Source organism: Mucilaginibacter flavidus (genome assembly GCF_024055575.1).
Lineage (GTDB): Bacteria > Bacteroidota > Bacteroidia > Sphingobacteriales > Sphingobacteriaceae > Mucilaginibacter > Mucilaginibacter flavidus.
Genome location: NZ_JAMXOE010000003.1, coordinates 124,952 through 146,149, shown reverse-complemented (window position 1 = coordinate 146,149; position 21,198 = coordinate 124,952). Strand labels below are relative to the sequence as shown.

At 41.6% G+C, this 21,198-nt stretch carries 25 protein-coding genes; 13 read left to right on the top strand and 12 right to left on the bottom strand.

What is annotated here, in order from left to right; genetic code table 11:
• The first annotated feature begins 40 nt into the window (after positions 1-40).
• On the top strand, positions 41-1,165 hold the full coding sequence (locus NAF19_RS08545) for an NADH-quinone oxidoreductase subunit D (protein WP_252789743.1): 1,125 nt from the start codon (positions 41-43) through the stop codon (positions 1,163-1,165).
• A gap of 337 nt (positions 1,166-1,502) precedes the next feature.
• Here the strand turns inward: NAF19_RS08545 and NAF19_RS08540 are convergent, their stop codons facing one another.
• Positions 1,503-2,603 (bottom strand): S1C family serine protease, encoded by a 1,101-nt coding sequence (locus NAF19_RS08540; protein ID WP_252789525.1) that lies wholly within the window; start codon positions 2,601-2,603, stop codon positions 1,503-1,505.
• 13 nt (positions 2,604-2,616) lie between these two features.
• The gene (locus NAF19_RS08535; protein ID WP_252789522.1) at positions 2,617-3,186 is read right to left on the bottom strand and encodes an RNA polymerase sigma factor; all 570 of its coding nucleotides are present in this window, start codon (positions 3,184-3,186) and stop codon (positions 2,617-2,619) included.
• Positions 3,187-3,455: 269 nt separating this feature from the next.
• Here NAF19_RS08535 and NAF19_RS08530 point away from each other — a divergent pair, with 269 nt between their 5' ends.
• The 8 genes from NAF19_RS08530 (at position 3,456) to NAF19_RS08495 (ending at position 9,714) form a co-directional block, all read left to right on the top strand.
• On the top strand, positions 3,456-3,731 hold the full coding sequence (locus NAF19_RS08530) for a hypothetical protein (protein WP_252789521.1): 276 nt from the start codon (positions 3,456-3,458) through the stop codon (positions 3,729-3,731).
• Positions 3,732-3,860: 129 nt separating this feature from the next.
• Positions 3,861-4,067: a hypothetical protein gene (locus NAF19_RS08525; RefSeq protein ID WP_252789519.1), complete on the top strand. Its 207-nt coding sequence runs from the start codon at positions 3,861-3,863 to the stop codon at positions 4,065-4,067.
• A 140-nt stretch (positions 4,068-4,207) separates the two neighbouring features.
• Positions 4,208-4,429, top strand: a complete 222-nt coding sequence (locus tag NAF19_RS08520; protein ID WP_252789517.1) for a hypothetical protein — start codon at positions 4,208-4,210, stop codon at positions 4,427-4,429.
• A gap of 129 nt (positions 4,430-4,558) precedes the next feature.
• Positions 4,559-6,094 (top strand): ATP-binding cassette domain-containing protein, encoded by a 1,536-nt coding sequence (locus NAF19_RS08515; RefSeq protein WP_252789515.1) that lies wholly within the window; start codon positions 4,559-4,561, stop codon positions 6,092-6,094.
• Between the two features lie 100 nt (positions 6,095-6,194).
• On the top strand, positions 6,195-7,319 hold the full coding sequence (mqnC, locus tag NAF19_RS08510; RefSeq protein ID WP_252789514.1) for a cyclic dehypoxanthinyl futalosine synthase: 1,125 nt from the start codon (positions 6,195-6,197) through the stop codon (positions 7,317-7,319).
• Between the two features lie 182 nt (positions 7,320-7,501).
• Positions 7,502-8,062 (top strand): SMC-Scp complex subunit ScpB, encoded by a 561-nt coding sequence (gene scpB / locus NAF19_RS08505; protein WP_252789512.1) that lies wholly within the window; start codon positions 7,502-7,504, stop codon positions 8,060-8,062.
• Positions 8,063-8,227: 165 nt separating this feature from the next.
• Positions 8,228-8,416 (top strand): hypothetical protein, encoded by a 189-nt coding sequence (locus tag NAF19_RS08500; RefSeq protein ID WP_252789510.1) that lies wholly within the window; start codon positions 8,228-8,230, stop codon positions 8,414-8,416.
• A gap of 176 nt (positions 8,417-8,592) precedes the next feature.
• Entirely contained in the window at positions 8,593-9,714 is a 1,122-nt protein-coding gene (locus tag NAF19_RS08495; RefSeq protein WP_252789508.1) for a GNAT family N-acetyltransferase, read from the top strand.
• Positions 9,715-9,947: 233 nt separating this feature from the next.
• Here NAF19_RS08495 and NAF19_RS08490 read toward each other — a convergent pair whose 3' ends face one another.
• The 9 genes from NAF19_RS08490 to mce all read right to left on the bottom strand — a co-directional run bounded on the left by NAF19_RS08490 (position 9,948) and on the right by mce (position 17,620).
• On the bottom strand, positions 9,948-10,289 hold the full coding sequence (locus NAF19_RS08490; RefSeq protein ID WP_252789506.1) for a helix-turn-helix domain-containing protein: 342 nt from the start codon (positions 10,287-10,289) through the stop codon (positions 9,948-9,950).
• Between the two features lie 204 nt (positions 10,290-10,493).
• Positions 10,494-11,342 (bottom strand): universal stress protein, encoded by an 849-nt coding sequence (locus NAF19_RS08485; RefSeq protein WP_252789504.1) that lies wholly within the window; start codon positions 11,340-11,342, stop codon positions 10,494-10,496.
• A gap of 186 nt (positions 11,343-11,528) precedes the next feature.
• Positions 11,529-12,365: a 50S ribosomal protein L11 methyltransferase gene (gene prmA, locus NAF19_RS08480; protein WP_252789503.1), complete on the bottom strand. Its 837-nt coding sequence runs from the start codon at positions 12,363-12,365 to the stop codon at positions 11,529-11,531.
• Between the two features lie 83 nt (positions 12,366-12,448).
• Positions 12,449-12,871, bottom strand: a complete 423-nt coding sequence (locus NAF19_RS08475; RefSeq protein ID WP_252789501.1) for a hypothetical protein — start codon at positions 12,869-12,871, stop codon at positions 12,449-12,451.
• Between the two features lie 110 nt (positions 12,872-12,981).
• Positions 12,982-13,746: a triose-phosphate isomerase gene (gene tpiA / locus NAF19_RS08470; protein ID WP_252789499.1), complete on the bottom strand. Its 765-nt coding sequence runs from the start codon at positions 13,744-13,746 to the stop codon at positions 12,982-12,984.
• A 112-nt stretch (positions 13,747-13,858) separates the two neighbouring features.
• Positions 13,859-15,043, bottom strand: coding sequence for a GlmU family protein (locus NAF19_RS08465; RefSeq protein ID WP_252789498.1), 1,185 nt, complete (start codon positions 15,041-15,043; stop codon positions 13,859-13,861).
• A gap of 68 nt (positions 15,044-15,111) precedes the next feature.
• Entirely contained in the window at positions 15,112-15,360 is a 249-nt protein-coding gene (locus tag NAF19_RS08460) for a type B 50S ribosomal protein L31 (protein WP_252789496.1), read from the bottom strand.
• A gap of 174 nt (positions 15,361-15,534) precedes the next feature.
• Positions 15,535-16,911 carry a right-handed parallel beta-helix repeat-containing protein gene (locus NAF19_RS08455; protein ID WP_252789494.1) on the bottom strand — a complete coding sequence of 459 codons (1,377 nt, stop codon included), beginning with the start codon at positions 16,909-16,911 and terminating at the stop codon, positions 15,535-15,537.
• Between the two features lie 307 nt (positions 16,912-17,218).
• On the bottom strand, positions 17,219-17,620 hold the full coding sequence (gene mce / locus NAF19_RS08450) for a methylmalonyl-CoA epimerase (protein ID WP_252789493.1): 402 nt from the start codon (positions 17,618-17,620) through the stop codon (positions 17,219-17,221).
• 105 nt (positions 17,621-17,725) lie between these two features.
• On the opposite strand from mce, the gene NAF19_RS08445 reads away from it, so the two are divergent.
• From NAF19_RS08445 to NAF19_RS08430, 4 genes are all read left to right on the top strand, one after another.
• Entirely contained in the window at positions 17,726-18,937 is a 1,212-nt protein-coding gene (locus tag NAF19_RS08445; RefSeq protein WP_252789491.1) for an IscS subfamily cysteine desulfurase, read from the top strand.
• Positions 18,938-19,020: 83 nt separating this feature from the next.
• Entirely contained in the window at positions 19,021-19,434 is a 414-nt protein-coding gene (iscU, locus tag NAF19_RS08440; RefSeq protein ID WP_073401315.1) for a Fe-S cluster assembly scaffold IscU, read from the top strand.
• 85 nt (positions 19,435-19,519) lie between these two features.
• Positions 19,520-19,846, top strand: a complete 327-nt coding sequence (locus NAF19_RS08435) for a HesB/IscA family protein (RefSeq protein WP_252789489.1) — start codon at positions 19,520-19,522, stop codon at positions 19,844-19,846.
• A gap of 81 nt (positions 19,847-19,927) precedes the next feature.
• Positions 19,928-20,686: a DUF2625 domain-containing protein gene (locus NAF19_RS08430; protein WP_252789486.1), complete on the top strand. Its 759-nt coding sequence runs from the start codon at positions 19,928-19,930 to the stop codon at positions 20,684-20,686.
• Positions 20,687-20,721: 35 nt separating this feature from the next.
• On the opposite strand, the gene NAF19_RS08425 is transcribed toward NAF19_RS08430, so the two are convergent.
• On the bottom strand, positions 20,722-21,102 hold the full coding sequence (locus NAF19_RS08425; protein ID WP_252789485.1) for a nuclear transport factor 2 family protein: 381 nt from the start codon (positions 21,100-21,102) through the stop codon (positions 20,722-20,724).
• Positions 21,103-21,198 lie beyond the last annotated feature (96 nt).

Below are 21,198 nucleotides of genomic sequence, written 5' to 3'. Positions count from 1 at the left end.
CAACTACTATAAAAAGATAGCCGATGCCGCTACCGAAGATATGGTGCTTAACATGGGGCCCCAGCACCCCTCCACCCACGGTGTTTTGCGACTGGAATTAATTACCGACGGCGAGATTGTAAAAGAAGTCATCCCTCACATAGGCTACCTGCACCGCTGCTTTGAAAAACATGCCGAATCGTTAACTTACCAGCAAACTATCCCTTTTACCGACAGGCTGGATTACCTGGCATCGATGAACAACAGCCATGCCTTTGTAATGGGCGTTGAGCGAATGATGGGTATTGATAAGGATATCCCCAAACGGGTTGAATACATTCGTGTGCTGGTTTGTGAGCTGAACCGCATTGCAGCGCACCTGATAGCAATTGGTACCTATGGTATCGATATTGGCGCTTTCACACCGTTTTTATGGTGTTTTAGAGATAGGGAGCATATAATGGGTATGCTGGAATGGGCATCGGGTTCACGCATGCTGTATAACTATATCTGGGTTGGCGGCGTGTTTTACGATCTGCCCGTAGGCTTTGAAGAACGCTGCGCCGAGTTTGTCACCTACTTTAAGCCTAAAATGGTTGAGCTTAACGAACTTTTAACCGATAACCAGGTATTTATCAGTCGCACAGCCAATGTTGGTGTGCTGCCGCTTGATGTGGCTATAAACTACGGTTGCTCAGGGCCTATGCTGCGTGGTTCGGGTTTAAAGTGGGATTTACGCCGCATTGATGGCTATTCTGTCTATCCAGAATTGGAGTTCGAAATACCTATAGGGGAAGGTAAAATGGGCGCTGTGGGCGACTGCTGGGACCGCTATAAGGTGCGTGTTGATGAAATTGAACAATCGCTTAAAATAGTTGAACAATGCCTTGGCCGTCTGCAAAACGAATTAAAACGAACGACTGATTTTGACCCACGTTCAAAAATGCCGCGTAAAATAACCCCAAAAGCGCAAGACTACTATGTGCGCTGCGAAGGCGCCAAAGGCGAACTGGGCTTTTATTTTATGGCCGACGGCAAATCAGAAATCCCTACCCGGGTGAAATGCCGGGCTCCCAGCTTTCATAACCTGTCTGTACTGCCTGAACTTGCCAAAGGCGTGATGATAGCCGATTTGATAGCCATTGTGGGTTCGATAGATTTTGTGCTGGGGGAAGTAGATAGATAGACTCGCGGAAACTTCAGGCAACGGCGTTCCATTTTTTCACGCGGAACGCCCGGAACGCTATGAAACATTCTGATTATCAGATATTTTACTTTTACAAGTAAATCAATTAAGTGTAAGTGATCGATATCGAGCTCTATAAATTGATGTTTGTTCAATATGCCACTATAACTTTGCGTGCCATATAATGATAAATCGGGCAAAGTTGATTCTCCCCTTTTGCGCCACTGATAACGCCAAGACGGCACGCGATCGCGGGTTAGGGCGCCCGGCAAAAAAAACAGGGCGCTATGACCAAATCATAACGCCCTGAACTATGTAAGATAGTTTTTTGGGATCTTTACTGGTTATAAACCCGAACCATAAACACGTAGTTTTCTAACCTTTTTATCTGTTGCGGACGGGCCAAACCAGCCAGCGTATTTTTACCGTTTGCATTCAACGGCTTGTTCAATGAGTCAGTCGGAATATCTTTTATAGCTTTTAATAAGTAGCTGGTTTTAACCGCAAACGCAGCTCCCGCAACACGGGTTTGTTTACCGTTTATTATACCTATAATATTGCCTTTACTATCGAGCAGCGGTCCGCCACTATGACCGTAATCAAGCAGTGCAGATATCTGGTATTGCGTTGTATCTCCCCTATCGCCTGTGCTTGATGTTAAGAGCCCCGAACCCAATACGATGTTATCCTTTGGATACCCTATGGTAAATACTCCTTCTCCCAAATCAGTCTCAGTTTTTTTGAAAGTATAAGGCAAAGGCGCCAATGGTTTAAACGACGGGTCGGTTATTTCCAAAATTGCAATATCGTTTAAGGGTTCAGTATAAACCACCTTTGTGCGGTACGATTTACCGTCAGCGGCTTGTACATAAACTGAATCAGCGTTGCGTATAACATGGTTATCAGTAACAATGTAACCGTTAGTTGAAATTGCAAAACCTGTGCCACGGAAATTACCTGGATTAGTCATTTGAGGACGCTGTACAGGCAAATTATTAAATTTATTTTTTAGGTTATTCTGGTCGCGCTCTAACTGATCGATCTTACCTTTCAATGGACCATAATTCGCATTTCTATTGTTTAAATACCCTGTAAAAAATAAAGTACTCAAAACAGCAAAAATAGCTATCGATGCTGCCACAGATATTTTTGAATGGTGATTGCGCCACATCCTTACTACCCATGATGGGTGTATCATCAGCTCCTCTTCCAATGCGTGTACATCAATTTCATCGTGAATAGCATCCAAACGCCTTTCAAGCTCAAGGCGTTCGCCGTATTGCTTTACCAGGTTGATGAAATGCTTATGCTCGGCTACTTTTTTATTGATGCTGGCATCCTTCGCACGCAGTTCTTCGAACTGGGCACGCTCGGGTTTAGTCATCTCACCATTAAGATAACGTTCAATGCTTTCGGTTAACTCGTTGTTCTCGCTCATCTCGTTACGCTCCTTATTTTTGCTGAAAAAATAATTTCTTCAGCCTTTGCAGGCACTTATATTTTTGGGTTTTGGCATTGTCTGCATTGGTATACCCAAACTCTTCACAAATCTCCTGCATCGATTTGTTGTTGATATAAAAGTCTTCTATAATGGTTTTACAGGGTTCGCCCAGTTGTTGCAGCGCGCTTCCCATTTTATTAAACTGTATATCGCGCTCATTATTCTTTTCCGTCTCGTCGTCTACAACCAAAAATTCCTGGAAATCTTTGATGTCGCCGCCATACCTGTTCATTTGCGTAAGCCTTTTTAGCCAAAGCCTCCGACAAATACTGTATATATAGGTTTTGAGCTTACTGCTTAATTCAAAATCGCCTGTTTTAACCTTATTATAAAGAACGATAATGGCCTCCTGGTAAATGTCCTTAGCATCGTCGGTATTGCCGTTGTTATTGATTACTAATTGCAAAATCATCGGAAAATAGGCCAAATACAGCCTTTTCAATACGTTTTCCGAATTATTCAGGATACCGAGTATTACCTCGCTATCGGTTGGTATTCCGCTATTTGTCTCTTTACTCACTTATTAATACTATTTATGCGAAATTGTAACCCATTATTGATAAAAAAAAATTAAAACTAAAATATTTTTAGCTTTCGGTTGAAGTAGCTGTAAACGTTGGGGTTGCAGTATAAGTTCTAAATGTTGATAAATTCCGATTGGTTCGAAATATCCTGGGGTCAAGATATCCTAAAGTCTGGCAACATTAAGCCTCTTCACAATCTTCAGTAACAATAATTAAAACTAATCGCGATTCTATTTTGTTAACTATCAACATTTTAACAAATAATATGAAAAATAAATTCAAACTCCAGGGGTTGATCTTAGCCTTGGCTGTATCAATTGCAGCCTGTAATGGAAACAAATCAAGCTCAAACGGCGATTCAGTAACAACCACATCTACGTCTGTCAAAGACACCACACGGCATGCTGATTCAATTGTAAAGGTTGACACCATAAAACGGGCCACCGATACATCAGACGCGAAAACCGACACTGTGAGTAAAACCGTTCACAGTAAAACCGAAATAAAAAAAATCAGCGTAAAAAAAGCTAAGGAGCAGTAATTAACTGGTACTTTTATAGTTACACTACCGAAACTATAGACTTTATATATATTTTTTAAATAATTGGGTTACCTTTTTTAAACTGCCGTATTAATCACTACAAACACTCAAATTTTAAAATATAAAAAGATGAAAAATTCATTCAAAATGGGCGCTTTAGCCTTAGTTATTGCAGTTTCTTTCGCGGCTTGCAAAGGTAAATCTGATTCGGCTGCTGGTGACACTACCAAAGTAACTGATACTACTAAAGTTGTTGATACAACTAAGAAAGTTGTTGTTGACACTGTTAAAAAAGCAGACACTACTAAGAAAGCCGATACTACCAAGAAAAAATAATTCCTGGTTTTTCTGTTGATTTTTTAGTTTTTTACACTGCAAAAAGGTGACCTGTGATTTTTTTTTAAAATTTATGGGTTACCTTTTGCTTTTTGCGGTATTAATGCTAAACTATTTAATCACTTAAAAAGAAAATTAACATGAAAAATTCATTCAAAATGGGCGCTTTAGCCTTAGTTATCGCTGTTTCTTTCGCTGCTTGTAAAGGTAAAGGTTCTGCTGGTTCAGCTGATTCTGACACTACTAAAAAAGCTGACACTGCAATGAAAATGGCTGATACTGCTAAGAAAATGGCTGACACTGCTAAGAAAATGGCTGACACTGCTAAGAAAATGGCTAAAGACACTACCAAGAAAAAATAATTTTCTTTTTGTAGAAAAACAGAACGCCTGGCTAGTAATAGCCGGGCGTTTTTGTTTACAGGCGTTTTTTGTTGTTAAAGTGCCGGCATAATTAAAACGGTTAATTAATTTTACCGGCAAAGCGCAATCATGCATCTACCTTTAATATCCATTAATAATATTACAGTAAGGTATTTAAACAATACGCTGTTTACCCATCTTAGTTTTTTAGTTAACAAAGGCGAGAGCTGGGCCCTGGTAGGAAAAAGCGGCTCAGGTAAAAGTGCGTTACTGCATACGCTTGCAGGCAGGTTTAATATTACCGGCGGCAATATCGACTATAACTTTTTTGAAGATTTCATTAGTGATGAAGATGACAACAGCATCAACTTTACTTGGCATAAACTGATAGCTTTGGTTGAGCCACGGCATCATTTCAAAAACCTGTCCAACACCACCGATTTTTATTACCAGCAACGCTATAACTCGTCCGACTCGGAAGATGCACTTACCGTTGAACAATACCTGGGAACAATAGTTCCGGCACTACCGCACAATAACTATTGGACCTTTGAAAAAACCACTACCCTATTAAGTCTTGGTGAGTTGCTTAACAAACAGATCATCAAACTTTCGAACGGCGAAACCAAGCGCCTGATGCTGGCTGCGGCACTGCTTAAAAAACCGATTTTGTTGCTGCTTGACAGCCCGCTAACCGGGTTGGATGTTAACACCCGGAATAAATTCAATTCAATTATTGATGAAATTATAGGATCGGGTATTTCAGTAATAATGGCGACATCGCCATATGAAATACCCAATGCCGTAACAAACGTGGCCGTTTTGGAGGCCGGCACTGTTACCGAAACTTTTACCAGGGCAGAATTTAAAGCGGAATTGTTTTTAGATCAAACGCCGGACGAGGTTGACAACGAAGAACTTAAGGCACTCTTAAACACCGGGACTGGAAAAACCACATATCAATACATTGTAAAAATGAACGATGTGATTATTAAGTATGGCGATAAGGTAATTTTAAACAAAATAAACTGGCAGATAACACCCGGCGACAGATGGGCGCTGCTTGGGCCAAACGGCGCCGGTAAGTCAACCTTGCTTAGTTTAATAAATGCCGATAATCCGCAGGCTTATGCCAACGACATTATTTTGTTTGATAAAAAACGCGGCACTGGCGAGAGCATCTGGGATATAAAAAGTAAAATCGGTTTTGTATCGCCCGAGTTGCACCAATACTTCCCTACTGACAACAGTTGCCTGCAGGTGATTGAATCGGGATATTATGATACGCTGGGGCTTTTCCGTCCATCGCAAAAAACAAAGGCGGATACGGCGTTACGTTGGATGAAAGCTCTGGAGATAGATAAGTACGCGAGAGTATTACTAAAAAACATACCCGCCAGCGCCCAACGCCTGTGTCTGCTTGCCCGCGCACTGATAAAAAATCCGGATTTATTAATTTTCGACGAACCCTGCCAGGGACTTGACGACCATCAGCAACATCATTTTAAAACTTTGGTTGATACCATTTGCCGGTTGAGTAATGTTACGCTAATTTATGTAACGCATTATCAGCATGAAATTCCGGATAGTGTGACTAAGGTATTGAGGTTGGATAAGGGAATTAACACTAATGAGCACGAATTTGACCGAATTTCACGAATTTGAATCAAATAATAACACAGCGATTATCAGTCACTTTAGTGTTATTTAATTCGTGAAATTCGCATAAATTCGTGCAACTTCGTGCTGTTCACTATATTTGTGCATGAACACAGCTAACCTGTTGCAGCGCGCTTTGCAGTTTGATTTTTTGAGCCAGGATGAGGGCGTTTTTCTATACAAAAATGCTTCAACTGCCGACTTGATGTACACAGCCAACGAGCTGCGCAAAATTCAGGTACCCCACGGCAAGGTTACCTGGCAGATAGACCGCAACGTTAACACCACCAACGTGTGCATAGCCAATTGCAAGTTCTGTAATTTTTTTCGCCGTCCCGGTCACGAGGATAGCTACATAACCGATATTGAAACCTACAAGCAGAAAATAGAAGAAACCTTCCGCTATGGCGGCGACCAGCTTTTATTGCAAGGCGGACATCACCCGGATTTAGGTTTAAAATTCTATGCGGATACTTTCCGCCAGCTAAAGGAACTATACCCTACTCTTAAATTACACTCATTAGGCCCGCCAGAAATTGCGCACGTTGCCAAACTGGAAGGCATGAGCCATATCGACGTACTAAGAGAATTGAAAGCCGCCGGCCTCGATTCGTTACCCGGCGCAGGCGCTGAAATATTGAACGACCGCGTACGCCGCCTGATAAGCAAAGGCAAATGCGGTGGTAAGGAATGGCTGGATGTTATGCGTGCAGCCCATCAGCTTAACCTGCCAAGCTCGGCCACCATGATGTTCGGGCATATCGAAACCATTGAGGAGCGCTTTGAACATTTGGTTTGGATACGTGAAGTGCAGGCGGAAAAGCCTGAAGGCGCATACGGCTTTGTAGCCTTTATACCATGGCCTTTCCAGGATGACGGCACCTTGCTGCGTAAACTGAGAGGCATTACCAACAACGTTACCGGCGACGAATATATTCGCATGATAGCGCTTAGCCGTATTATGCTGCCTAATATAAAAAACATCCAGGCCTCATGGCTAACCGTTGGCAAACAGGTTGCCCAGCTTTGCCTGCATGCTGGCGCAAACGATTTTGGGTCGATTATGATTGAGGAAAATGTAGTATCGGCCGCCGGTGCGCCGCATCGCTTTACCGCAAAAGGCATCCAGGAATCGATAAAAGAAGCAGGCTTTGAACCCCAGCTGCGCACCCAAAAATACGAATGGCGTGAAATACCGGCAGCTATTGAAGAACAGGTAATTAATTATTAAGGAAGTCCGAAATTCGGAAAAGTCCGGTAAGTCCGAAAGACGCTTCATCGCTTTTATAGGAAGGTAAGCTTATAGCTTGTTCCAGCTATTTTTATCTTTCGGACTTTTACGACTTTCGGACTTGTCCCAACTTTTTCCTACTTTCGGGCTTTACTAACTTTCCGGGCTCTCCGGGACTACAAATGGACAACATCGGACAATACATTGAAGCTTTAATATTTGCATCGGAACAAAGTATTCGTACCGAAGAAATTCTTTATTGTCTGCAATCAGCCTTTGGCCAGGATTTTAGTGAGGATGAAATAAATACCCACCTGCAAAATATCACCAATAAATACCACGACAGCCGGTTTGCCATTGAGATAGTTAAACTCAACAACGGCTACCAGTTTTTAACAAAAAAGGATTATCACCAGGTCATCAGCCTGCTGCAGGCCCAACGGTCGAAAAAGAAACTGAGCCAGGCTGCATTGGAAACGCTTGCGATTATCGCTTATAAACAACCGGTAACCAAGCCCGATGTAGAGCAAATACGCGGCGTAAACTGCGATTACTCGATACAAAAACTGCTGGAAAAAGAATTAATTACCATTGTTGGTAAATCTGAAGCTTTGGGTAAGCCCATACTTTATGGCACCAGTGCGCTGTTTATGGACTATTTTGGCATAAACGACATCGCCGAACTGCCACAAATGAAAGATTTTGCCAGTAATGGCGTTTCAATAGGCGAACAGTCCGAATAATTTTGTAATTTCCTGAAAAACAATCAGAAAATATTTTTTTTGTAAATGATGTTTTTAATGAAAATGATTTTGATTATTTTTACTAAGAAATAAAAACAGCAACACGATAATTGCACTTGTGTGCATTTATTTAATGAAAACAGTTTTACTATAAAATTCATGGCAATGGGAACTCCAAAAAAACCTGTAACAAAAAAAGTTGAAAACACGGGCGAGGATGAAGATGATGATGATAGCACGCTTGATCAGACACCCAAAAAGAAGGTAGATGACGACGACGATGATTTTGACGGCCCTTTAGACGATTTAGGATTTGAGAGTTATGGTGATGACGACGACGACGACGATTATTAATCTGTAAATAAGATCTACTTTAAAGCATCCCGGCAATGCCTGTGGATGCTTTTTTTTGCCTCACCCTGCCCTCTCCTAAAGGAGAGGGTTCTAAAAAGCGGCGGCGTTTTAACCCTCGCCCTCCGAGAAGGATTTACGTGAGATATACCGATACTCACCAAAAAGCCCTGATAATTATGACAATAACCGAAGTAAAAGACAAAGCAACAAAAAAAGCTTTTTTAGATACTGCAAGAATAATTTACAAAAACGACGATGTGTGGGTTTGCCCGCTTGATAACGACATAGAAGCCGTATTTGACCCGGCGAAAAACAACTTTCATAACGACGGTAAATGCACACGGTGGATACTTACCGGCGATGATGGTAAACTTATTGGCCGCATAGCCGCGTTCATCAATAACAAAAAGGCATATAACTATGAGCAGCCCACCGGCGGCATTGGCTTTTTTGAATGTATTGACGACGAAAAAGCCGCGTTTCTACTTTTCGACACTGCAAAAAAGTGGCTGACCGAAAACGGCATGCAGGCAATGGATGGCCCGATAAACTTTGGCGAGAATGATAATTTTTGGGGCCTGCTGGTTGACGGCTTCATTTCGCCGTCATATGGGATGAACTATAATCCGCCGTATTACCAGCCCTTTTTTGAACATTACGGCTTTAAGACCTTATATGCGCAGATCACCAATCACCTGGATATTGTAAAACCCTTCCCCGAGCGATTTTATAAAATAGCTAAATGGGTTACACAAAAGCCGGGCTATGAATTTAAACACCTGACGGCAGGTAAGATAGAAAAATTTGCGACCGACTTTGAGGAGATTTACAACGATGCCTGGAAGGACTTCGAAAATTTTGTACCTATTACCCAGGCTACCATTGCTGAGAGTTTCAATAAAATGAAACCATTAATGGATGAAAACCTCATATGGTTTGCCTATGTAAACAATGAACCGGTATCGTTTTTAATAGTTTTACCAGATGCTAACCCTATGATAAAGCCGTTAAAAGGCAAACTGGATTTAATTGGCAAGTTAAAGTTTGTATACAAGAAATGGAGAGGCGTTAACCGTATGCGGGCAATTGTGATGGGCACCAAACAAAAATTTCAAAATCATGGCATCGAGTCAGCGTTGTTTATTACGCTGGGCGAATATGTTTTGCCATTAAACCAATATACCGAACTCGAACTATCGTGGGTTGGCGACTTTAACGATAAGATGATAGCGATGCACAATGCAATGGGGGCGGTATTTGGAAAGAAGCACTTAACGATGCGCTACATTTTTAATTGACACTAATTTCACGAATTTATTGGCACTAATCATCACGAATTTTATCGAATTACACGAGTTGGGTTAGTTCGATAGCGGCCATGATTTGCCTTTAAATTTAACAAGCCCTTAATTAAGAATCAGGTTGATTTGGTAAATAACCTGTGAGCCCGCTTTTAACAAATTCGTGAAATTCGAATAAATTCGAACGAATTTGTGCTAATTCAATTCGAGCTCATTCGTGCCGACTATTTTCAGGCAGTTATTTTGTTGTGCCTTAATTCTTCAAATAACTCTATAACCTTTTTTTGCAGATCGATAACTTCCGTTTCGCGGTCCATTAATTTTTTGTTAATGGTTTCCAGCTCATTAATTACTTTCTGATCCTGTTCGGCATCAGTAAAAGTAAGTAATTGCACTACCGACATTTCAAACAAAGCAGCTATCTGCTCAAGCCTTGATAAATTGATATCGGTAATACCCGTTTCAATTTTCGAAAAGGCAGGGATAGAAATATCCAATCTTTTAGCAACATCCTCCTGGCTCCATCCTTTTTGGTGGCGTAATAACCTGATTTTTTTTCCGAGTGTCTTCATTTAATATTAAAGGTTAAAAGATTTCGCGATAGTTAATAAAGTTACAATAATATCTAATATCTATCTAATTATCAACTATTTTGTATAATATTTTATTTGAGGCAGAAGCTGAACTATTACTTTAAAAAATCTAATATATTAATAATTATTATTTATAGCTAATAATTGTTCGTTTCCTTTAAAAAGCATTCAAAATCATATTAGCTATTTTAATAATAATACCGGTACAGCAGAACTCTCGAGCAATTGCTGCGATATGCTTGTATGTAATAACGACTGTAAAAAACTATACTTATGCGGAAGCGCTATCACTATCTGGGCATCATGCTGCTTGGCAAAATGCAGTATGCCATTAATAATATCCGGGTGGTTAATAAAATAATACTTAGGGTGATATGGCTTCAAGGTATCATAAAGGGCAGTACCTTCTGCTATTTTTTCGGCCTCCCCTTCTGCAGTACCTGCTCTATTATCAATATTTACAACCAAGGGGTTAAACTTTCTCCGGTTTAATACCTTTATTAATGAAGCCAACGGCGCAGCTTCCGTCACTTTATTAAAGTCGCAGGCCACCACAACACGGTTAATGTCTTCGATGCCATACACCGGCGGCACGACAATTACCGGAACCGGGCATGCTTTTGCAATTTTAACAACGTGGCTGCCTATTTTTGCATCGCTGTTGCTACTGTTGCCCTTGCTCCCCAGTATAACGAGGTCGGCATTTTTACTGATTGCATTTTCGACAACCGCCCGCAACAGGTGGGTACGGTTTAGATGCGTGGTTATTTTAACACCCGGCCTGACCTTTTCCTGAAGCTTTTCTGCGTATTTCTCCAGGTTTCGCAGCCTTTCGGCGGCATTTTGTTCAACTTCCTCTTCTCTCACCAACACCATATCGGGGTTAGGCAGTATAGTTTCGTACATCGAAACGTAGTAGGCATTCAACAAAATAATGTGCTCAACCTCGGTTTGGTGGCTCAATGCAGCGGCAAATTCGGCAGCATGTTCAGCCGCGGCCGAAAAATCAATAGGGACAAGATAAGTTTTCATTTCACCAAATCAGTGTTGCAAGCTACAATGGAAACGCATTACCAAATAAATTAATATCGTTCGAGTTAAAAAAACAACATTAATTTATTACCCTAAATATAAGAAAAAAATTAGTAAATATTTACATAGTGTTAATGTAAATATACGGTACGACCCTATGGAGTAAAGATGCGCAGCATTGTTTCTTTACTTTACAAACTTGGCGGCAACCCAGTCCTTATCCTTTTTGTGGCTGATATATTTCAGGCCATATTTACGGGCCTCATCTGTAATTATTTCCAGATCGGGCGTTTCGTAAAATCCGCTGAAATAAATCTCGTTGCCCGGTTTCAGCACTTCACTGTAGCTTTCCATCTGATCTATAAGGATATTACGGTTGATGTTGGCCAATATGGTATCGAAAACTACTGCCGGTATAACTTCTTTCGAACCGCAAAGAGCCGTAATGTTATCGGTATTATTCAAATTAGCGTTCTCGATAGTGCTTTCATAGCAAACCGGGTCATAATCAATAGCGACAATCTCCGCAGCGCCAAGTTTGGATGCCATTATGGCTAAAATACCTGTACCGCAGCCCATGTCAAGTACTTTCTTACCTGAAAAATCATTCTCAAGCATCAGTTGCAGCATCATTGATGTGGTTTGATGGTGCCCGGTGCCGAACGCCATTTTAGGATCGATAACAATCTCGTATTTAAACTCGGGCCTTGGCTGGTGAAAGGTAGCCCGCACAAAAATCTGGTTACCAATTTCAATCGGCTCAAAATTACTCTCCCACACCTCATTCCAGTTTTTTTGTGGTATCAGCGTAATGTCGTAGCTAAACGTAAACATATCCTGGTAAGCAGTTAGCGTTTCGTCGAGCAACTGCTGATTAAAATCGTTTGCTGGTATGTAGGCTTTAAACCCAAAATCAAGCTCCTCAAAAGTATCAAACCCAATTTCGCCCAAAGCATTTATCAGTAAATCCTGCTGATAATCCTCGGTAGTTATAGTGGTAAAAAGTAATTCGTAGTAGTTCATTTTTTAGATATGAGATTTAAGACGAGTGATTTGAGTTTTTTCCCTGAACAAACAATCAGCGAAATCAAAAAATTCAGCGGTTCCTATTCTATCAAATACAATATTATCAAATTTATAAACCAATAAGCCAATTGTACTGCTGATAGGAAACCGGTGAGCTTAACCAGTCTGTTAATGCCCGCGTGGGGGTCCCAAATGATGTAAGCTATCCCGAAGGCAAATAAAACGCATATAAAACAAAGGTCGATGATGACGTTTATCTTGTCTGCGGCAGTCTTCACCTTCATGGCACGCCATACAGGCGCTATCACCAATAATTGCGTTAACACAGCAACAACAAACAGCAAGGGCATTGTGTACCGGTAAAAAGCCATAAAGCTTTTCAGGTCGCCCAGGCCCATCTCATCAAATTTTAGTTCAAAATAGAGCGAGCTGTACCGTATCCCCACAAAAAAAGCGGAAAAGCCAATAAAAGGCGGCAGAAAGAATCGCAGCAGCTTTTTCATGGGGATGGGAGTCCGAAGTCGGAAAAGTCCGAAAGTCCGGAAGATGACTTGCAGTGAACTACAACACCTTTCGTCTTTCGGACTTTACTGACTTTCGGTCTTTCGGACTTCTAGTTAAACACTTTCACAATATCGATAAAATCGCGCGACTTAAGCGATGCGCCGCCGATCAAACCGCCATCAATATCTGGCTGGGCAAAAAGCTCTGGGGCGTTTTTGGGGTTGCAGCTGCCACCGTACAAAATGGAGGTGTCATTGGCTACCTGCTGGTTGTATTTCGCGGCAATTTCCTTACGGATAAAGGCGTGTATCTCCTGTGCCTGGTCTGACGATGCGGTTACGCCCGTACCAATAGCCCAAACCGGCTCATAAGCAATTACAAGTTTGCCAAATTGCGTTGCATCCAAATGGAAGATACCTTCAACCAGCTGGCTTTTAATAATATCAAAATGCTGGTTAGCTTCGCGCTCCTGCAATGTTTCGCCTATACAAAATATTGGGGTAAGATCGTGAGCTAAAGCGGTGTCCGTTTTTTTGGCAAGCAATTCGTTACTTTCACCAAAATACTGGCGGCGCTCTGAGTGGCCCAAAATAACATAACCTGCACCAACAGATTTAACCATTTTGGCTGAAATTTCACCGGTATAGGCACCGGCTTCGGCCTGGTGGGCATTTTGTGCGCCAACGCCTACATTATGATAACCTTTTGCCAATTGCACCAGGCTATGCAAGTGTATAAACGGGCTGCAAACCACAGCATGTTGCTGTCCGGTAGCCTCGTCTTTAAACATATTTATGATTTCAGAAAACAGGGCCAAACCTTCGTTATAGTCAAGGTTCATTTTCCAGTTTCCAGCGACAATTTTTTTTCTCATTTTAAAGTTGATTAATTGGATTATGTTGATTGAGTTGATTGAGTTGGGTCAAATTGTTATGCCTGTTGATTGTTGATTAACCATTCACCTAATCAACTTATTCAACCGCTCACTAAAAGCGCCTAAATTCTTCCGTTAGTTCAAATACTGCCTGTAAAATATGCTTTTCGTGTTCATCAAACGTACGGTGATCGCGGCGGGCAAAAACACGTTCGGCAGTTTCAAACATTTTTTTTATGGAATACACCTCGTAGCCCTGTGCGCCGCCCCACGAAAAATCGGGTACAAAATTGCGGGGAAAACCAGCGCCAAATACATTGGCGCTTACGCCCACTACTGTACCTGTGTTAAACATGGTGTTGATAGCGCACTTGGCATGATCGGCCATTATTAGTCCGCAGAATTGGAGGCCGGTTTTGCGGAAGCGCTGGGTATTGTAATCCCACAGCTTCACGCCATCGTAATTATTTTTAAGGTTCGAGTTATTGGTATCGGCGCCTATGTTGCACCATTCGCCTAAAACAGCATTTCCTAAATAACCTTCATGTCCTTTTGACGAATAACCCCAAATAACAGCATTGTTTATTTCGCCCCCTACCCTGCAATACGGTCCAACGGTGGTTGCGCCATAAATTTTTGAGCCCATTTTTACATGCGAGTTTTCGCAAATGGCAAAAGCACCGCGTATGTGGGAACCTTCCCAGACCTCGGTTTTGGCGGCCAGGTAAATTGGCCCGTTGGTGGTGTTAAAGGTTGAGCAATGAGCAATAGCGCCTTCCTCGGCAAAAAAATCGTTACCTATAATAATATTAGTCGCATCGATAGTCGCGCTGGTGCGGCCTTTGGTAAGCAGCGTATAGTCCTTGCGAAGCTCAATATCGTTTTTGCGGAAAATATCCTCTGGAAACCTGATGATTACCGGGGTATTCTCCAGGACGGTGACAGATGAAAAATCGGCTTTCGGATCAAAATCTGCGGCATCGGCAGCATTTAGCCTTACAGCCAATAATTGGTCGGCATATTTTAATGCCCCGCCATTTTGCAGCTTAGCTATTACGTCGAGCAAATATTCGTCGGGGCAAACGCCACCAAAAATGAATATGTTCTCCTGCTCTATTTTAAAGGGAAACTTGCCCTGCAGCCAGGGCTGGGTATGGTACGAGGCTGAAAGATTTAAATATTTCCCCCACTTTTCCGCAATGGTAAGTATACCGATTCGTAAATCGGCAACCGGCCGGGTAAAAGTTAAAGGCAGAAGTGTTTGGTGTGCGTTATCGTCGAATAAGATAATAGCCATGCTGCAAAAATAAAAAAAGTCCCCCGATGTACCGGGAGACTCGTAAATATTTTATCGAAAAAGCAAAATTACTTTTTGTTGTAACGGGTACGGAATTTATCAATACGCCCTGCAGTATCAACCAGTTTCATTTTACCGGTGTAGAAAGGGTGCGATGTATGCGAAATTTCTAATTTAATCAACGGGTAATCATTGCCATCTTCCCATTTTATGGTCTCGCGGCTGTCGATGCATGATTTAGTTATAAAAGCGTAGTCGTTCGACATGTCTTTAAAAACAACTAATCTATAGTTTGATGGATGCAGATCTTTTTTCATTGTGTTATAACTTCCTTATAAAAGAGGTGCAAATGTAGTAATTATATTTAAAAGTAGAAATAGGTAATTTATTTTTTGTGTCTGAACCAGGATTAAACGGATTCAAGGATTCATCGGATTGGGATTAGCTGTGATTAAAATCGAGAAAATCCCCAAATCCGCTCAATCCCGGTTCTATTTGTATTCCGTCGCCCCGATATCAAAACCGATGCCGGATGGGCGCACAATATGATAATAGTCAAAAGCTACACCATACGATGACATATCTACACCGGCGTCGATAAGCGGGGACGACGGTTGCAAATGAAAGTCACCGCCGGTATAATTAATAAACTTGCAGGTGTTGATATCTTTATTAATAAAGTTATTTGATGCCGTGAGCTTAACACTACTGCTCTTTTTGAACACGGCGGTGCCGGACCCGGGATTTATAATAACATTATTAATAACGGTATTCATCGGGATAGTTTCGGAGTCTAACTTAATGCCATCAGATGCTGGCGCGACAATGGTATTATTTATAAACTGAAAATTAGGCCCAGGCGTATACCTCGAATCCGCAAAAATGCCGTTGTCGCCGGAGTTAAGAATATAATTGTTAAACACCAGGTTGTCGCCAAGGCCCAATACTATTATCCCGTTGCCGGGTGCGTTTTTAATAAGATTGTTATAACATTTCCCGCCGGTGCCCTCGCCTATTTGTATGCCATTGTTCTGGCCGTTTGCAAAAGGTGTTAATCCCGGCGACTTAACTGTATTACCATAAATCTCGCATCCTGAAACGGCACTGCCAACCTGTATACCTTCGCAACCCGTGGAATCGGTAATGTTATTGTACACCCTGGCATTTACTACGTCGTGAGGTAAAACCTTGCCACATGCTATCGACATTCCATCTGCATAGAAAGAATTGCCGATATAAAAGCCTTCGCCACCGGTTTTATGTACATAATTATCGTGCAGCAGTACATTTTTCATGGTGAAGTGACCACGTTGCGTTGCTGCATCACATGTCGGGTCCGTTTTTGCCATGATGCCGGCAAATCCGCTATTGCGGACTTCAACATTTTGAATTTCAAAGTCAGAGCTGAGATCATCCATCGTCATGCCGATGTTACCACCATCTACTGCAAATCCATATTTTATGCCGGATGCACCATTCCCCTTTATCTTAAAGTACTGGCAATTTTGTGTTTTAAATGCGTACCCAGCGGTAAGCGCTGCTGTAAAAATTACCTGGCCACCCTTATTTATAATAATAATCGGTTTGTCGGCAGTGCCCTTCAAATTTTTTAATAATAAAGCCCCCCTGGTTCCCGCGGGTATGCATAAAACAGATCCTGCTGTTATTTTAGTTCCGTCAACCTGCCATTGAGGTGGCCGAACAGTATAGGTACAATCAATTGTGGGATCGGTGGGGTTTACAGGATTAGTTATTGTGTCGCCGGCCGGCTGTCCGATTTCAACACCTACCGTTTTTTTGGCACACATCGTAAATGATGCTAAGGCCATTATTGCTATTATTCCACGCATCATGTAGTTACTGTTCATCGTTCACAAACTATCCGTTTCAACTGAAATCTGCTTTTAGTCGTGATGCTTTATTTTTCGATTTGATCAAAACGACTTACAGTCGTTTAATACGTTATTTTGGACGGATTGTTGCCTGAAGATATGGTTTTCTTAACTTTTCGGAAATTTTGCAGATAAGTGGAGTGCTTATATTTTGAGTTAACAGTGCAAACCCCAAGTCATATAGTATTTCGACTTAAATATTTGATTATCAACGATATAATAAAGTGTAAACCCTAAAAAGTGTAAACCCAACGTAAACCCACTTTCTCAAAAAAGCTACCTGTTATTTAACCTCCTGGCACAACTCTATCAGCACCCCATTCGCACTCTTGGGGTGCACAAAACAAACCAGTTTATTATCAGCACCTGGCTTTGGTTCATCATTCAACAACACAAAACCTTCAGTCTTTAACCTCGACATTTCGGCCCTTATATCGCTCACATCAAACGCTATATGATGTATCCCCTCCCCTTTTTTAGCGATAAATTTGGCTATCGGGCTGTCGGGGTTGGTAGCTTCCAGCAACTCTATTTTATTGGGCCCATTCATCAAAAAAGCCGTTTTTACTCCTTCAGATAGCACTTCTTCTGTTTTATAAACAGTTGTATTCAGCAGCTTTTGGTATATCTCGCCGGCGGTTTGCAGGTTACTTACGGCAATTCCAATATGCTCTATCTTCTTCATGTCCAAATATTGTAAATTATTGACTGGTTTAAGGTATTTTAGTCCTTATTTTTAATGATTTTAAATAAAAGTTACCTACCTTTGTTTTGTTAATATTTTTGAACTATGAATCTCCCGATCTATTTAGATAATAACGCCACAACGCCGATGGACCCAAGGGTACTTGAGGCCATGCTGCCTTATTTCACTACAAAATTTGGCAATGCCGCAAGCCGTAACCACCCATTTGGCTGGGTAGCCGAAGAAGGTGTCGATTATGCGCGCGAGCAGGTGGCCAAATTAATAGGCGCCAGCGAAAAGGAAATTATTTTCACATCGGGTGCAACAGAGTCAGACAACCTTGCAATTAAAGGCGTGTTTGAGATGTACAAAGAAAAAGGCAACCATATTATAACCACGGTTACAGAACATAAAGCTGTGCTGGATGCCTGCAAACACGTTGAAAAACTAGGCGGAAAAGTTACTTACCTGCCTGTTAAAGAAGATGGCATACTTGACCTTGCCCTGCTTGAAGCAGCTATGACACCTGAAACTATCCTGGTATCGGTAATGTATGGCAATAACGAGATCGGCGTTATCCAACCCATAAAAGAAATATCTGCCATTGCACACAAACACGGCGCATTGTTTATGACAGATGCTGTGCAAGCAGTTGGCAAAATCCCTGTGGATGTAAATAAAGACGGTATCGACTTACTGGCTTTATCGGCACACAAAATATACGGACCTAAGGGCGTTGGTGCATTATACGTGCGCCGCAAAGGCCCAAGGGTTAAAGTTACCGCTCAAATGGACGGTGGCGGCCACGAGCGCGGCATGCGTTCTGGCACCTTGAACGTTCCGGGTATTGTTGGTCTTGGTAAAGCTTGTGAGCTTTGCGGACTTGAAATGGAAAGCGAAGCAAAACGCTTATCTGTAATGCGCGACAGGCTGCAGGCTGAATTAACTGTGCTAGAAGAAAGCTATGTAAACGGCAATGTTGAGCATCGCTTACCACATGTAGCCAATATTTCCTTCAAATATGTTGAAGGCGAAGGCTTAATGATGGCTATGAAAGATCTGGCAGTGTCATCCGGTTCGGCCTGTACATCAGCTTCATTGGAGCCATCATACGTGTTGAAAAGCCTTGGTTTGTCAGACGATTTGGCGCATTCTTCAATCCGTTTTGGCTTGGGCAGGTTTACAACCGATGAGGAAGTTGACTACGCTGTTGAGGTAACCAAAAAAGCAGTAACCCACCTTCGTGAACTTTCACCACTTTGGGAAATGTTTAAAGAAGGAATTGACCTTGACTCGATTGAGTGGGCAGAACATTAATATTGATTTCGGGAGTCGGATTGTCGATTTCGGAATTATTTTTGATATAACAACTATTACAACGACTATTAATAAAGATAAAAATGGCTTATTCAGAAAAAGTAATTGACCACTACACCAACCCCCGCAATGTTGGCACTTTGGACAAAAGTAACCACAAGGTAGGTACAGGTTTGGTTGGTGCCCCTGAATGCGGCGACGTTATGCGCCTGCAAATCCAGGTTGATGATAACAATATGATTACTGACGCCAAGTTTAAAACATTCGGCTGCGGTTCGGCTATTGCATCATCATCATTAGCTACAGAATGGCTTAAAGGTAAAAGCATTGACGATGCCATGAAGATTGACAACATGGATATTGTTGAAGAACTGGCTTTGCCACCGGTAAAAATTCACTGCTCGGTATTGGCCGAAGATGCTATTAAAGCAGCAATTAACGATTACCGCGTAAAAAACGGTATGGCGCCAATTGAAAGCGAAAAAGTACATCACTAAGAACAGAGCCAAGACCATAAGAGTCAAGATTCAAGACTAATTTTTCTTGATTCTTGCTTTCTTGATTCTTGAATCTAAACAAAAAATGATAACAATAACTGATAAAGCAAAAAGCAAAATAGATCATCTCATGACTGATTCCGGGCTTGATGCTTCTTATTTCTTGAGGGTATCTGTACAGGGAGGGGGATGTTCGGGCTTATCATACAACCTTGATTTTGATAACGAAATAAAAAAAGGCGACCAGTTTTTTGAAGACCGGGATATACGCATTGCCCTTGATATGAAATCGTTCCTTTACCTGGCCGGCACCGAGCTTGATTTTTCGGACGGACTGAATGGCAAAGGGTTTAATTTCCATAATCCGAATGCAAGCAGGACTTGCGGGTGTGGGGAAAGTTTTTCTGTATAAAACACAAAATATTTTATAATTCAAAAGCCCCGTTTTTCGGGGCTTTTTTTTGTTTTATATTACCTCCTATATTTACACGTCATGAAAAATCCGTTCAAACTAAGCCTGTTTATTCTAAGCTTCTTTTTGCTGGCCCGAATTAATAGTTCTATTGCTCAGAGCAAAATGCGACCGGTTGAGGAGCTAACTGCTGATACTTCAGGCTGGGGTGCATTTATGCACGCTACCAAAATAGCCCGGAATAAATTTGAAATTCTGCCTGTAAACCCGGCAAAGGCAAACGAAACTTTGTACCAAACACAGGTAACTACGCATTCAATAATGGGTGCTATCGTTTATTTTTCTGGTGGGATTTTAATTGATGACGGCTGGATAAGAATATTAGGTTCGGGAAATGAAAAACTGGATCGCACATTATCCGAATGGAACAAAGGAAAAACATTTAAGGAGTTTGGAGAAAAGCCTCAATTTTTGTTAGTCGCCGACGATGTGATAGGTGGCTTTTTTGCTATTAATGGCGGCGCTTTAGGCCCTGAGTTGGGAAAGGTTTACTACCTGGCGCCCGATGATTTAAAATGGGAATCGCTACATATAGGTTACTCAGAGTTTATCGATTTTTGTTTGGTGGGGAATATGGATCAATTTTATGACAAGTTAAGATGGAAGAGCTGGCGGGCCGATATGACCGGAATAACAGGCAATAAAGGATTTTCTATCTACCCGTTTACGTGGACCGTTGAAGGCAAGGATATAGAAAAAGACAGTCGCAAAGTTGTCCCCATTGAAGAAATATACCGGTTAGAGACTGATGCGTTAAAACAGTTACCGATAACAAAATAAACTAATAAGCCCCGAAAATTCGGGGCTTATTAGTTTTAAAACATCCCATTCCCATGTGGCATCTCATCCGGCACATCCTGCTGTACATCCCAATGCTCAATTACTTTGCCATCCCTAAACCTGAAAATATCTATAACTGCCCGGCGCTTACCCATAAATGTAACATCAAGATGGGCCATTACTAAATCGCCTTCCGCTATCATTCGCACCACCGGCGAAGGACTCGCTTCTACGGGTTTTGGCATTGCTTTTAAATAAGTTAAAGCTTTCAGCAGCCCGGCTTTTCCATCTGGCAGCATGGGGCTATGCTGTATATAATCCTCGTGGACGTATACGTCCAATAAATCAATGCGCAAATCGCGAATAATGTGCCTATACATGTCGGCTAATATTTCTTTGTTGGATTTTTGTTCCATTTTTTATCATTATTAAAAGCAAAGCGCATAATAATGCAGATGCTTAAAGTATCAAAATTGTATTAATTAATTTGAAAGAAATTGGGTGTAACGTAC

Coding starts and splice junctions, on each gene's coding strand:
- NAF19_RS08545 (WP_252789743.1), top strand. CDS start 41: ATGGTGCTTAACATGGGGCCCCAGCACCCCTCCACCCACGGTGTTTTG.
- NAF19_RS08540 (WP_252789525.1), bottom strand. CDS start 2,603: ATGAGCGAGAACAACGAGTTAACCGAAAGCATTGAACGTTATCTTAAT.
- NAF19_RS08530 (WP_252789521.1), top strand. CDS start 3,456: ATGAAAAATAAATTCAAACTCCAGGGGTTGATCTTAGCCTTGGCTGTA.
- NAF19_RS08525 (WP_252789519.1), top strand. CDS start 3,861: ATGAAAAATTCATTCAAAATGGGCGCTTTAGCCTTAGTTATTGCAGTT.
- NAF19_RS08520 (WP_252789517.1), top strand. CDS start 4,208: ATGAAAAATTCATTCAAAATGGGCGCTTTAGCCTTAGTTATCGCTGTT.
- NAF19_RS08515 (WP_252789515.1), top strand. CDS start 4,559: ATGCATCTACCTTTAATATCCATTAATAATATTACAGTAAGGTATTTA.
- mqnC (WP_252789514.1), top strand. CDS start 6,195: ATGAACACAGCTAACCTGTTGCAGCGCGCTTTGCAGTTTGATTTTTTG.
- scpB (WP_252789512.1), top strand. CDS start 7,502: ATGGACAACATCGGACAATACATTGAAGCTTTAATATTTGCATCGGAA.
- NAF19_RS08500 (WP_252789510.1), top strand. CDS start 8,228: ATGGGAACTCCAAAAAAACCTGTAACAAAAAAAGTTGAAAACACGGGC.
- NAF19_RS08495 (WP_252789508.1), top strand. CDS start 8,593: ATGACAATAACCGAAGTAAAAGACAAAGCAACAAAAAAAGCTTTTTTA.
- NAF19_RS08490 (WP_252789506.1), bottom strand. CDS start 10,289: ATGAAGACACTCGGAAAAAAAATCAGGTTATTACGCCACCAAAAAGGA.
- NAF19_RS08485 (WP_252789504.1), bottom strand. CDS start 11,342: ATGAAAACTTATCTTGTCCCTATTGATTTTTCGGCCGCGGCTGAACAT.
- prmA (WP_252789503.1), bottom strand. CDS start 12,365: ATGAACTACTACGAATTACTTTTTACCACTATAACTACCGAGGATTAT.
- NAF19_RS08475 (WP_252789501.1), bottom strand. CDS start 12,871: ATGAAAAAGCTGCTGCGATTCTTTCTGCCGCCTTTTATTGGCTTTTCC.
- tpiA (WP_252789499.1), bottom strand. CDS start 13,746: ATGAGAAAAAAAATTGTCGCTGGAAACTGGAAAATGAACCTTGACTAT.
- NAF19_RS08465 (WP_252789498.1), bottom strand. CDS start 15,043: ATGGCTATTATCTTATTCGACGATAACGCACACCAAACACTTCTGCCT.
- NAF19_RS08460 (WP_252789496.1), bottom strand. CDS start 15,360: ATGAAAAAAGATCTGCATCCATCAAACTATAGATTAGTTGTTTTTAAA.
- NAF19_RS08455 (WP_252789494.1), bottom strand. CDS start 16,911: ATGAACAGTAACTACATGATGCGTGGAATAATAGCAATAATGGCCTTA.
- mce (WP_252789493.1), bottom strand. CDS start 17,620: ATGAAGAAGATAGAGCATATTGGAATTGCCGTAAGTAACCTGCAAACC.
- NAF19_RS08445 (WP_252789491.1), top strand. CDS start 17,726: ATGAATCTCCCGATCTATTTAGATAATAACGCCACAACGCCGATGGAC.
- iscU (WP_073401315.1), top strand. CDS start 19,021: ATGGCTTATTCAGAAAAAGTAATTGACCACTACACCAACCCCCGCAAT.
- NAF19_RS08435 (WP_252789489.1), top strand. CDS start 19,520: ATGATAACAATAACTGATAAAGCAAAAAGCAAAATAGATCATCTCATG.
- NAF19_RS08430 (WP_252789486.1), top strand. CDS start 19,928: ATGAAAAATCCGTTCAAACTAAGCCTGTTTATTCTAAGCTTCTTTTTG.
- NAF19_RS08425 (WP_252789485.1), bottom strand. CDS start 21,102: ATGGAACAAAAATCCAACAAAGAAATATTAGCCGACATGTATAGGCAC.